Annotated in this window: 12 protein-coding genes; 11 read left to right on the top strand and 1 reads right to left on the bottom strand. The window is 46.5% G+C overall.

Features of this window, described 5'->3' with window-relative positions; translation table 11 throughout:
- Positions 1 to 26: 26 nt before the first annotated feature.
- A complete protein-coding gene (locus KJS94_RS01935) occupies positions 27 to 887 on the bottom strand; it encodes a penicillin-binding transpeptidase domain-containing protein (RefSeq protein WP_214447068.1) in 861 nt (286 codons plus the stop codon).
- 393 nt (positions 888 to 1,280) lie between these two features.
- On the opposite strand from KJS94_RS01935, the gene KJS94_RS01940 reads away from it, so the two are divergent.
- The 11 genes from KJS94_RS01940 to KJS94_RS01990 all read left to right on the top strand — a co-directional run bounded on the left by KJS94_RS01940 (position 1,281) and on the right by KJS94_RS01990 (position 11,772).
- Positions 1,281 to 2,273, top strand: a complete 993-nt coding sequence (locus KJS94_RS01940; RefSeq protein ID WP_214447069.1) for a carboxypeptidase-like regulatory domain-containing protein — start codon at positions 1,281 to 1,283, stop codon at positions 2,271 to 2,273.
- A gap of 312 nt (positions 2,274 to 2,585) precedes the next feature.
- Entirely contained in the window at positions 2,586 to 3,344 is a 759-nt protein-coding gene (locus tag KJS94_RS01945) for a LytR/AlgR family response regulator transcription factor (RefSeq protein ID WP_214447070.1), read from the top strand.
- Positions 3,345 to 3,472: 128 nt separating this feature from the next.
- Complete coding sequence (locus tag KJS94_RS01950) at positions 3,473 to 4,612, top strand: sensor histidine kinase (RefSeq protein ID WP_214447071.1); 1,140 nt, start codon at positions 3,473 to 3,475, stop codon at positions 4,610 to 4,612.
- The gene (locus KJS94_RS01955) at positions 4,612 to 5,349 is read left to right on the top strand and encodes a LytR/AlgR family response regulator transcription factor (RefSeq protein ID WP_214447072.1); all 738 of its coding nucleotides are present in this window, start codon (positions 4,612 to 4,614) and stop codon (positions 5,347 to 5,349) included. The genes KJS94_RS01950 and KJS94_RS01955 overlap by 1 nt, the downstream gene beginning before the upstream one ends.
- 311 nt (positions 5,350 to 5,660) lie before the next feature.
- The gene (locus KJS94_RS01960) at positions 5,661 to 7,193 is read left to right on the top strand and encodes a GDSL-type esterase/lipase family protein (protein WP_214447073.1); all 1,533 of its coding nucleotides are present in this window, start codon (positions 5,661 to 5,663) and stop codon (positions 7,191 to 7,193) included.
- A 71-nt stretch (positions 7,194 to 7,264) separates the two neighbouring features.
- On the top strand, positions 7,265 to 7,711 hold the full coding sequence (locus tag KJS94_RS01965; RefSeq protein WP_214447074.1) for a styrene oxide isomerase: 447 nt from the start codon (positions 7,265 to 7,267) through the stop codon (positions 7,709 to 7,711).
- A gap of 65 nt (positions 7,712 to 7,776) precedes the next feature.
- A complete protein-coding gene (locus KJS94_RS01970) occupies positions 7,777 to 8,181 on the top strand; it encodes a hypothetical protein (protein ID WP_214447075.1) in 405 nt (134 codons plus the stop codon).
- A gap of 270 nt (positions 8,182 to 8,451) precedes the next feature.
- The gene (locus tag KJS94_RS01975; protein WP_214447076.1) at positions 8,452 to 8,952 is read left to right on the top strand and encodes a hypothetical protein; all 501 of its coding nucleotides are present in this window, start codon (positions 8,452 to 8,454) and stop codon (positions 8,950 to 8,952) included.
- A 77-nt stretch (positions 8,953 to 9,029) separates the two neighbouring features.
- Positions 9,030 to 9,533, top strand: a complete 504-nt coding sequence (locus KJS94_RS01980) for a GNAT family N-acetyltransferase (RefSeq protein ID WP_214447077.1) — start codon at positions 9,030 to 9,032, stop codon at positions 9,531 to 9,533.
- 151 nt (positions 9,534 to 9,684) lie between these two features.
- Complete coding sequence (locus tag KJS94_RS01985; RefSeq protein WP_214447078.1) at positions 9,685 to 10,641, top strand: 3-keto-disaccharide hydrolase; 957 nt, start codon at positions 9,685 to 9,687, stop codon at positions 10,639 to 10,641.
- A 147-nt stretch (positions 10,642 to 10,788) separates the two neighbouring features.
- The gene (locus KJS94_RS01990) at positions 10,789 to 11,772 is read left to right on the top strand and encodes a type I glyceraldehyde-3-phosphate dehydrogenase (protein ID WP_214447079.1); all 984 of its coding nucleotides are present in this window, start codon (positions 10,789 to 10,791) and stop codon (positions 11,770 to 11,772) included.
- Positions 11,773 to 12,465 lie beyond the last annotated feature (693 nt).

The raw sequence follows: 12,465 nt of genomic DNA on the forward strand, positions 1-12,465 counted from the left end.
TCATCTGCCAATCCTTTTGGTCATGTTCATTCAATTATTTCCAGGTTTTTGAGGATGGCCTTGGTAATATCTTTCCGACAGCTGCCAAAATTGGTGCTGTTGATTTTTCTGTCCTGCAACAAACGGGTAGCGAAAAAATATACCCCTTCTTTATTTTCCAGGAAACCGACCCACCATCCCGTGTTGATTCCTTTATCCCTGGTCCAGCCGGTCTTAGCACTGATGGTGTAGTTTTCCTGTGATTCCGTCAGCATCACCTTTTTTACAATTTGCATATTGCGGGTGCGGAAGGGCAGGTTTTCATAGTAGAGATTTTTGACGAAGGATACCTGATTGATGGGTGAAATACCGAAGGCGCCGAAATTCCAGAAATCATCATCCTTGTTTGAAAGATCCAGATTACCATAGTGGCATTGTGTTAGGTATTTTTTATAGGTCTCTTTACCGATCTTTTTTGCCAGCTCCACAAAAACCCAGCCTGCTGAGACCTGAAACGCTTCTTTCACTGACATGTCGTGATAAATGTCAGGCCTGTAGCCGTATTTCACGGTGTCTGTGCTGCCTGGCCATTTTACCACTTCGTTTTCGTCGGCAATTGTTCCTGTCTCCAAAGCAATAAGGAGGTTGATGATCTTGAATGTAGAGGCAGGTAAAACCTCTACTTTGGTACCAACAGTATCGGATAATATCCAATGGTTGCCAATGGCATCATAAATGACGACAGCGCCATCGCAAAGGCAGGATTCGAAATAATTTTTCCAATCATTTCTTATAGTGCATCTTTCAGTGGACGTTATGTCTTTTATTGCCTTTCCCTGGCCAGAGACAGCCTGCACTATAAGAAGTCCCACTGCGGTTAACCGGAATGATGTTATCAGGTGCTTCATTTTTTGACCTTACGGCATTGTGTTGTAGATGATGGTAGTGGCATATGCAAACCTAAAAACTGGCGAAGGCCTGCCGTTTTATTTCGTCGATGTATACTGCCGTTTATCGATTTTTCCTGTCCTGATGGGAAATCAAACAGGAATTCTGTTGTGTTTTTAAGACGGTATTAACATTCCTGTTTTTGTGAACTTGTCTTGATGGGATTTTTTTCCAAAAGCCATTGATGGGATTTGGCTGTTGATGGATTGGTATGATCAACTTCCCTGGCAGTTTTCCTCTGCAAATCATCACAGCGTTTTATTGTTTCATTCTGGCCATGGAATAAGCCATTACGGACATGATGGTGTTTTGGTTTGATTGCACCGGCAGACATTTGGGTAAACAAGTGTTATATGCATGGAAAGATTGTTTTGTTATTAGCATTGCTGGTCACCATTAGCTGTTCGAAGTCTGGTAGTAGCAACAATGGGGAGGGGCGGGCTATTGTATGGCCTTCACAAACAGGCATTACCCCGGTGATAGAAGGAGCAGTGAATTTTTCATTGTCAGCTACAGACGACCATTTGAATGTGATGGAGAATACCATGCCGAGAATGCCAAACTATCCGCAGGTAAAGGCTAAGAAAAATAGAATGTCGGGCTTCGTGGCCGACCTTGCCGGCAGGCCACTGGCTGGTGCATATATCGGACTGCGTACCCCGGGTACCGTGTACGTGGCTTCTTCTGCAATTACAGATCAGGATGGTTATTATGATATGGAGATTCCATTAGGCGGTGCTGATATTCATGCAGCAGGCTATACGATCGAATATGGTCAAGGGCAAGCGGCCATGTCGTTATATCCTGCAGATGGCAACGTAGCGGTTACCAATGCAGAAAAAGGCGTAGTCAAGCATTTTGTGATGTTGTCTTATGGACTTGCCGATCCGGCCAAAAGGGCCAGTGAGCCATGGTCTGCCGCCGGGTATTTTGGAGGGAGCCTGCGTTTTGATTATGTCTTGTATGATGCCATGTGGGATCCTAAGGGGCTTCCTTTTGGGGCCGAAATTGTGCTGAAATTAAGTCCTGTCGCCGGTTCTACTCTGTACGCGGAAACCCGCTCCTTTACGATTACCCGAAAGGTGGGGAATGGCATTAATAATTTCATAATCAATAATATTCCGGTTGGCATATATACCATTACTGCATCCCTGAAGAGCGGCACAAAACTTAGAATGCGCAATACCGGGTCCTATGTTTCCGTCTATCCCAACCATGGCCTTCAGCCCAGGTCTGCTGTTGAAACAGCAAAATTGCTGTTTACTGCAATGGATGTTGACAAGAGGACAGCTAACGTGAATTTTGGAAACTGGAGACCTGTAAACATTACTTTGGAATTACCCTGATTTTCTTGTTGCAACTTTCTTTCGGTTTATTGATGCGTCCAATTTCCAATGACTGATACCAGTTTTGGCAACTAGCCACTAAGGTGCTTTTTGGTTGCACCCCATGATTGGCTGGGGTCATGTGCTGGATCAGGGTGTTAGGTTCAAGCTCCCCTTGTTATCAGGGGGAGCTTGTCGGTTATTATTGTAGTTCATCGGATTATTTGGTTACTAGTAGGAACCTACCCGTTGTTGTTTTGATTAAGTTGGAGTTTTAGAACCTGTATCGCCTTATGTTTTTTATACAAGTTAAACTACTTAAATCAGGCAGCTATGAAGGTTTTGATCGTTGAAGATGAGCTCCTTGCTGTAAACAGGCTGATCCGGTTGTTGTTGGAGATCGATCCCTCCATAACGATTATGGATACCATACATACTGTTCGGGAAGCCGGTAAATTCCTACAACAGGATTCAGGGGTTGACCTGGTATTCATGGATATAGAACTGGAAGATGGACATAGCTTGCAGCTTTTTCAGCGCATGGTGATACCTGTTCCGGTGATCTTTGTGACGGCCTATCAGGAGTATGCAGTAAAGGCATTCAAGGCTAACGGCATTGATTACCTGCTGAAACCATTGGAAAAGAATGCCCTCGAAGACGCACTGGATAAGTACAATCGCCTGCAATCGCCAGGGGTATTGAATGGTGCTGTGCGTTCCTTGATTGAACAAGTGAAGGTGAATCATGCAGCCATTAAGCAGCGGTTCCTGGCAAAAAGGGGGACCAGGCTGATTTCGGTGCCTGTAAATACCATTGCCTTTTTCTATGTTAAGGACAGGAACCAATTCATTAAAACCACTAATAATGAGGATATATTAATAGATCTCTGGCTGGACGATATTGAGCCGCAGTTGGATGAGCGGTTTTTTTTCAGGGTAAACAGGCAATTTATTATTTGCTATAATCATATAGATACCGTGCATCTTTGGTACAATGGAAAATTAAAGGTGAAAATGAAGCCGGAATCCCATGAACATATTATTGTCAGCAGGTTGCGTTCTGTTGATTTCAAAATCTGGCTGGGCCAGTAGCGGTGCTGTAAGGCAGGGAATCAGTCGCTCTCATTGCCAGAAGATTTGTTTATTTTACGATGCTATCAATTTTGGTTAAATACATTTATTCATGATTTGGCTTTACGTGGAAATTGGGCAGTTGACTGATGGTTTTCAGGGAACATCAGGCTAACCATTTCAGGTCAGGCCAATGGCTACCAGAACTTAAAGTGAAGTTGCATTTTTTACAAAAAATAATATTCCCGGGTTTCAAGATTGGTGAAGGGATCGCCTACCTGATGTTTTCTTTTAGCTGGCCATTCATCCTGGGGGTATTGTATTTTTTTGGAGGGGTATTTGACGGCGATGAATACCTGAGTTTGCCAAATTTTATTGGGATACAGTTTTCTGTAGGGCTCATCAAATCGGTTATCATTGTTTTTTTCTGGTGGCTGTATTTCGTGCGACTCAGGAGTAGTCCTTTATCAGTAAAAATAGTTCTGCATCTGTTCACTGCCCCGTTGTATGCAATTCTTGTTTTGGGGGTAGTGGTGATGATCAAGCATTGGGTAACTGGCGATCATTACGGTATACCTGAGCGGTTGTTGGATTTTTACTTCATCCTTGTTGGCTATTTTGCCCATTTTGCAGTTTTTCATGCCTACAATTTCTGGTTGCATACGGTAAGGCAGCATAAAAGGGAACAGGAGCTTCGGGAGTTGGCTTACCAAAGTGAGATCACTGCCCTTAAGGCCCAAATGGAGCCACATTTCCTGTTCAATACCCTTAATTCCATCAGTGCTTCTGTGCCCCCGAGTTTAGAAAGGACAAGGGTGCTGGTAGCCCAACTGGCCGATACGTTCAGGTATGCCTTGAAAGTGAGTGAACGGCAAACAGTTAGCCTGGCTGAAGAACTGGATTTTATAAAAACCTGGTTGTCTCTGGAGCAACAACGATTTGCTGAGCGGCTTTCCGTTGAATACGAATTGGATCCCAAAGTGTTGGCAGTAGAGGTCCCGCCGATGATATTGCAACCATTGGTTGAGAATGCCATCAAACATGGAATTGCGCCCCTTATTCAAGGTGGAAGTATCAGGATAAGTTGCCTCGCCAATGGTGAATTCGTTCATATCTCAGTAAAGGATACCGGAAAGGGGTTTAATGGTCACCGGGAAGCAGCAATCGCAAAAGGTATCGGTATCCGGAATACGGAACGGCGTTTACACAGGTTGTACAATGAGCCGTTAGCGATAGCTTTCTCTGAAAATGGATTTGAAGTGTCATTTAACCTGCCAATTACACAATAATGCAGAGGGTAATTATAATAGATGATGAGCGTGATGCCCGGTTAATGATCAGGCAATACCTTGAAGCACATCCGGAGTTTGAAATCCTTGAGGAATGTGAAAATGGCGCTGAGGCCATTGAAAAGGTGAACCGTTTGGAGCCGGATGTTATTTTCCTGGATATTCAAATGCCGGTATTTAGTGGCTTCCAGGTGATTCAGCAACTGATACATGTTCCACAGATTATATTTACCACGGCTTATGACCAGTATGCGATCAAGGCTTTTGATACGAATGCGGTAGATTATTTATTGAAACCATATACAAGAGAGCGTTTCGATAATGCGGTATCCCGGCTGAAAGTCAGGAATGCTGCCCGTTTTGAAGCAGCGCTGTCAGCGGCTGATGCTGTATTGCAGGAAAAGGACCAGCAGGTAGGGAATACCATTCTGATTGAAAGCGGCAGTAAGTTGGTTTCACTTCAATTGCGTGATGTTATATTTATGGAAGCTGAAAAGGACTATACCAGGTTGCATACTGCCGGTAAGAGTTATTTAAGTAATTATCGTATCAGCCAATTGGAAGAAAGGTTACCCAGGGACCAGTTTATCAGGGTACATCGTTCCTATATCATCAACATCAGTCACATCAAGGAGGTGCACAGGGATGCAAATTCGGCGCAATTGATCACCAGTAACGGTCAGGTGCTGAATATTTCCCGGACCTATATGCCCCAACTCAAGAAGCTGATGTTTTGACTGGTTGAATTTGTGCAAACCAGCAACGATAAAGTTGATGGCCGGCAGGTTGCATTCTGGAAATGGCTTTCTTCTTGCAACATGGCTTCCTCAATAAGGCTAGCTGCAGGTATTGGTGGGGCCATGCCCTCCCTTTTGATTAATCATGCTCTTTCCCGTGAGTAGACGATAAGTAACCTGATTTGTTTATTTTTAAGGAGGTTATTTACTGGTCCAGGCAGCTGGCGGTACCCTGGCCTTTCATCATTCAAGCAGCCAACAAAATCCCTTTCACCGTTATGAAGAATTTCCTCCCGGTAATTTTGATGCTTATGTCGGCGACTGCTGTTGCCCAGCAGCCCACTGTTATAGACCTTTATCCTGGCAAGGCTCCTGGATCCGAAAGTTGGGATTGGAAGGAGAAAGATACTGTACTGGGAGGTATTAAATCAGTGATCAATGTGGTGAAGCCGACACTCACCGTTTATCCTTCTACCGGATCCATTCCAACGGGAACATCGGTGATCATCGCTCCGGGAGGAGGGTTTCATTTCCTTTCCATATATAATGAAGGAGAAGCCATAGCCAGGAAATTAAACCAGTTGGGCATTACCGCCTTTGTGTTGAAATACCGTACCGTCCATACCGAACATCCCATTGAAGATGGGATGAAAGCGCAGGTGGAGGGCCGATATAATGAAGTGACGACACCGATTCTTAAGCTGGCCATGCAGGATGCGCAGACTGCAATTTCCATGGTGCGCAAGGAGGCTGCCAAATGGAACATATCCCCGTCGCGGATAGGATTGATGGGTTTCTCCGCTGGTGGAACAGTGGCTATCTCGACCGCCTACCAGGCTACCGGTGATGCACAACCGGATTTTATAGTGCCCGTTTATGCAGCGGATTTTAATATCATGGTTGGATCCGTTCCAGGGAAAAGAATGCCTGCCTATTTTGCAGTAGCCGCTGATGATCCTTTGAAACTGGCCCCGGGAAATATTCTTGAATACCATAAATGGCGCTCAGGAGGTCAGGCCGCAGAGCTCCATGTATACCAGAATGGAGGCCATGCATTTAGCATGGGGCAAAGTGGAGCATCAAGCGACCAGTGGTTCAATGGTCTTGAATCCTGGTTGGGATCCAATGGCTGGCTCTGGCCCGAAAAACCAACAGGCTGGATGGCCAATACCAACTATGCCGATCACCTGAATTCACTGGCCCGGCAAAGGGTAGAAGTGGCCAACGATTGGCCCAATCTTAAGCGCTTCCAGAATGATAATGCATGCCTGGCGAAAATGGCCAACAATGGTAAGCGGGTGGTCTTCATGGGCAACTCAATCACCGAAGGCTGGCAACAGTTTGACAGTAGTTTTTGGGAACCATCCAAGGGGTATATCAATCGAGGTATCAGTGGACAGACCACCCCTCAGATGCTGCTTCGTTTCAGGCAGGATGTGATCGACCTCAAACCCGCTGCCGTAGTGATCCTGGCAGGTATCAATGATATTGCGGGGAATACCGGCCCTGCAACTATTGAAAGTATTTTTGGTAATATCCGGTCCATGGCTGAATTGGCAAGGGCATCCGGTATCAGGGTGATAATTTGTTCTGTTGTGCCGGCCAATCGTTTCCCCTGGCGCCCTGGTGTGCAACCAGCTGATAAGGTGATCGAATTGAATGGTTTGCTGAAGGCCTACGCTGCAAAGCATAAACTGGGCTATGTAGATTATTTTTCTGCCATGGTAGATGACCAGAAGGGGTTGAAGGATGCCCTGACCTACGATGGGGTGCATCCCAACTTGGCAGGGTATAAAGTGATGGGACCATTGGTAGAAGCGGTGATCAGGAAAGTAGTTAAGTAAGCAGGGAAAGATGGAGGCGTTTCAATAATTAAGTATTTTGTAAAGATACTCCCTAACCAAAACCAACTGATATGTCTATTCCTTCAAAGCAATCCATGCGATTGATCCTGCTGGGCGTTTCCCTTTTTCTTATGGCCCTGCTGGTTGGATTGTTCATACCACTGCTGGCCAATCCAAGGATGGGCCTTTCCACGCACCTTGAAGGCATCATGAACGGATTGTTTTTAGGTTTTGTTGGCCTGGTATGGGATAAGGTCATATTGCCTGCCAAATGGTTGAACCTAAGCTTCGGGCTATTGGTCTATGGCGCCTTTGCCAATTTTATCGCTGTCCTGCTGGCGGCCTTAACCGGTGCAGGCAAGATGATGCCTATTGCCCTGGGTAAGGAGGGCGGCCAGGTTGAAGAGACAATTATTTCTTTTCTACTAATTTCCCTTTCACTGGCCATGATAGCTGCCCTCGGGCTGATACTGGCTGGACTATACCGTTTCTTCCGGCAATTGCCCGAAAAAGGCTGATCGGTTTTTTGGTCAACCCTATGCAACACTGGCGCCGGAAAAAAGGTCAAGCACAAAAATGACCTATGCGAAAGCTGACCTTAGCCCTGCTTTTGATCCTGGGCCTTGCTGCCTGTCGTCAGGAAAAGAATGAACCCTCCCTGATTGCTTCCCTACAGGGAACATGGGAGTTGAGGACTACTTCTGGCTTTCCCGGCAATATCAACTATCCACCGGGTAATGGGATTCTCCTGAAATTCCTTCCGGGCTCCATTGTTGAGTCCTGGGATGGTGGCAGGATGTTGTCGCGCAATACCTTTGCTCTCAAGCCTCGAAAGGATTGTATTGGGACCGATGTGAAAATGGCGGTCTTTAACGTGTTTACGGAAGGTAATTATAATTTCCTAAGTCTTAATGGTGACCAGCTCACCCTTTTTACGCCGAATTGTTTTGCTGATGGGGGAATGAGTGCTTATGAACGATTAAGGTAAATTATTCTCTGCCCATTTTGGTCATTATGGTATTTTAAAGTTCGATCGGCAAAAGCCATATTTTTTGCAACTGCCGATGTGGATGCCATAAAGTTGGTCTTCCCTGGGATAGTATATGGGATAGCAAAAGAGTGCAGGTTGCCCTGTTTAGATAAGCATCGACAGGGATTTGTTGCAGTTCGCAAGGCCTTTTTGACAGTTCATTGAATTTTCACGTAGCGGGCTGCAATTTTGAAATAGTTTGGGTCAGGTAAGAAAATGCCAGGAAACATGACAATAAACAGGTGGTTACAATTACAGATGGTTATTGACGTAGTGGCAATCATAGGATTTACTACATCCAAACAAAGGCAGCCTGAAGGGGTTTGGAGGATCGTGGAAGTACGAACCTTCAAAAAGGATGGTACTTCAACCGTTGTGATGCCCAAAGAAAGCCAGGTAATCTTTTCGAAAGGATATTATAGTCTTTGTTGGTCTACCCATGAAAGTGCTATTGCTGGTTGGCAACAACCCGATTCGGCAAGGCTTAACCGAATGGGGCAAATGCTGGTGAATGCAGGGGGCTATGAATTGAAAGGTGCCCGGCTGGTTACCAGGGCCGGATTTGCCCTGAATCCCATGTTTGTGAATGGTGTAGCGGAATTCATGCTGGATTATGTAGGCGATACCCTTGTGTTAAAGGGGACAAATGTTGTTTCGGCTTCCAATATCCAGCATCCCTTGTATGCGTCAGGCTCCTATGTGGTCAATAAGCTGGTCAGGATGAAATGAGGCATCCGGAAACCAGGCAAGCGGGAATAATAGGGATCTTTACTTCTATAATTTTATAACCATCAAATAGTCGTCCATTGGTTTTCTTTGAAACAGAAAGGTTGAGGCTGAGGCAGCTTGAATTGACAGATACAGCATTCATTGTACAGCTTCTGAATAGTCCGGGATGGTTGCAGTTCATCGGCGACCGGAATGTAAGAACAGAGGAAGAGGCTGAAGCGTATATCAAGAACGGCCCGATGAAGAGTTATGCTCAAAATAATTTTGGGCTCTCCCTGGTAGAACGCAAGGAGGATGATTCGCCTGTTGGGATGTGTGGTATCATCTGGCGGCAGGAGTTGGAGCATCCTGATATCGGGTTTGCCCTCTTGCCGGAATATTACGGTAATGGATATGCGTACGAGATCGCTGTCGCCACTAAGGACTATGCCCGGGGCAGCTTGGGCCTGTCAACCATTGCGGGGATTACCCTGGAAGCGAACACCCGGTCCATTCGACTGCTGGAAAAATTAGGGCTCAGCTTTCAAAAGAAGATCTGCCTGAATGGTTCTACAGAAGAATTATTGTTATACAGCAATTGACCTGACTTAAGGATAGCCGTGAAGGGGATCATGGGACGGCAGCTTCCAGAAATGTATAAGCATTTTCTTTAGGGAGGCCCGGGTATTCCGCTTTATAAAAAATCTTAATTTCCATCCTGCTTTCTTTTTCTCAACCAACAACCATGTTATTATGAAAAGATTTTCAGGATGGCTTTCGGCTTTCGTTCTTTCCCTTTCATTGAACCCGGCAGTTAATGCCCAGGATATTTTGGCAGTAAAACCGGCTGATCCCAAGATCGAAGGTCGTTGGGACATTACTGTGATAGAAGATGGAGTGGCTAAGCCCTCCTGGCTGGAAGTAACCCATTCCGGGCACAAGCGCCTCATTGGTCATTATGTTGGTACCAGTGGTAGTGCACGTCCCATTTCCCAGGTTTTCTTTTCTGAAAATAAACTCCGCTTTAGCCTTCCGCCGCAATGGGATCGTGAAGACAAGGACCTGGAGTTTGAAGCTACACTGGCGGATGGTAAATTGGCTGGCACTATGGTAGCTGCCAATGGTAAGACCTATCCATGGACTGCTGTAAAGGCGCCGGCCTTGAGGGCTACCGGTATGCCCGAGTGGGGAAAGCCTGTTAGGCTTTTTGATGGGAAAAGCCTGGAGGGCTGGGAAGCAATTGGTGCAGCCAACCAATGGGTGGCAGAGAATGGTGTGCTGAAGAGTCCCAGGTCGGGTGCCAACCTTGTTTCCAAACAACAATACAAGGACTTCAAACTGCATATTGAATTCCGTTGTCCCAAAGGCAGCAACAGTGGTATTTACCTGCGGGGAAGGTATGAAGTGCAGATCGAGGACAGCTATGGCAAGGAGCCTGGTAAGGACTTGCTGGGTGCAGTGTACGGATTTATTTCACCCATTGAAATGGCGGCTAAACCGGCAGGGGAGTGGCAGACCTATGATATCACCCTGGTGGGCAGGATGATCGAAGTTGTGCTGAATGGCAGGAAGGTGGTTCATTTCCAGGAAATACCCGGTATCACAGGTGGTGCATTGGATAGCAGGGAAGGCGATGCCGGCCCGATCATGTTCCAGGGGGACCATGGTCCAATCGAGTTCAGGAATATCACCATTACCCCGGCTAAATAGGAAATTAAACGTATTAAGAATTAATGCCATCGGTTTGGGCCGGTGGCATTTTTGTTGAAGTAAAGCCTGTATAAAGGTTCTACCCTTTATGGATATCTGTCAGTACGATCCATGTTTTTTGTGATCTTTGCGGCCTAAATTTTCATCATGAGGATAGCGATCAATGGCATGGGAAGGATCGGCAGGCTGCTATTCAGGAGGCTCCTGCACAAGGAAAATATTGAATTGGTAGCGGTGAATGATATCATGCCAGTAGATAACCTGGTGTACCTGTTGAAATATGATTCCCTTTTCGGGCCTTTGCAGGAACCCATTGTACTGGAGGGGGACAAGATCCTTGCCGGCAGGCATAAGGTGAAATGTTTCCAGGAATCCAGCCCTGCCAGTATCAACTGGAGAGAACTGGAGGTGGACATCGTTCTGGAATGTTCAGGCCGCTTTGGTAGCCTGGAAGGTGCTACCGGTCATTTGAGGTCGGGCGCCAGGAAGGTCCTGCTCAGCACGACCGGTTCTCCCGAGATCCCCTTATTGATCTATGGCTTCAACCAGCACCAGCTAACCCCGGATATCGATATCGTATCACCCGGCGGTTGCATGACCAACTGCACCACGCACATGCTTTACCTTCTCCAGTCCATTGGTATTGAATCCGCACATTTCAATATCCTCCATTCCTATACCTCGCGGCAGGAGTTGGTGGATACTGCCCATAAGCAGTTCCGCAGGGGCAGGGCCGCTGCAGAATCTATCATACCCGTGGAGATCGACCTGGTACAATCCCTTGAAAGGTTGTTTCCACTAAAAGACAAGCTGGCCGCTGTATCCATCAGGGTGCCTGTTACCAATGGCGCGCTGGTAGATGCAACTGTTCAGCTGGCACAGGAAGTAAGTGTGGAGCAGATCAATAATTTATTCAGGACATCGGCGAATAATGGCTACAAGGGTATTATGGACTATACAGAAGACCCATTGGTGTCGGCTGATATCAAGGGCAATACCCACTCGCTGATCATTGATGGCAGCCTGACATCAGTGGTAGGCCGGCAGGTGAAGGTGATCGCCTGGTTTGATAACGAGTATGGATATACGAGCAGGATGCTGGATTGGATGGAATACTGGAGGGGGATGTGAGAATGTGGATACCCACCTGCGCTAAAGCTTCGGCGGGCGAGGAATGGAAATGTGAAAATGTGGAAACCCTCTCCGCTTCGCTACGAGGGCAAGTTGTGGAAATGTGATTTTCTCGCCAACCAGTGCGGGAATTGGATAGCTGCCTAAGCTGACCCTTCTATATATGAAGAGGATGATGGGGAAGAAGAAATAACGCAAAGTCCGCGGAGGGGCCGCAAGGAACGCAAAGGATAGAACTACTTTAAACCCCATCGGGGGCTCCTGAAAGGGCTACTGTGTACCCACATTTTCACCTCAGCAGGGTCTCCCGCAGGGGACCCTGATGAATGTGGGATGGAGATCAATCGGGGACTCTCGAAGAGAAGGCCTATGTGGTGATAATATGTAATAGCCTCCGTCGCCCCCGTTGTGTCTTATGACCAACGGGTAGTTGAAAGATTAGCTTAACTGTTGGATGCATTAATATTTCGCCTTTTATACATCGGGGTCCCCTTCGGGAGACCCCGCTGGGGTTAAAATAAATGTGGGTACACCGTAGCTCCTGAAAAGGACCCCGATGAATAGCGGGCTATCAATTCGGCGGGATCATTTGCGAGAGATACCGATGGGAAAAAAATGTGCTCTCACTTCCTTCGCTTTCATCGCGCTTCCTCTGCGTCCTTTGCGTTACAAATTGAAACCGCCATTGGCGGA

This window comes from Flavihumibacter rivuli (genome assembly GCF_018595685.2).
GTDB classification, from domain to species: domain Bacteria; phylum Bacteroidota; class Bacteroidia; order Chitinophagales; family Chitinophagaceae; genus Flavihumibacter; species Flavihumibacter rivuli.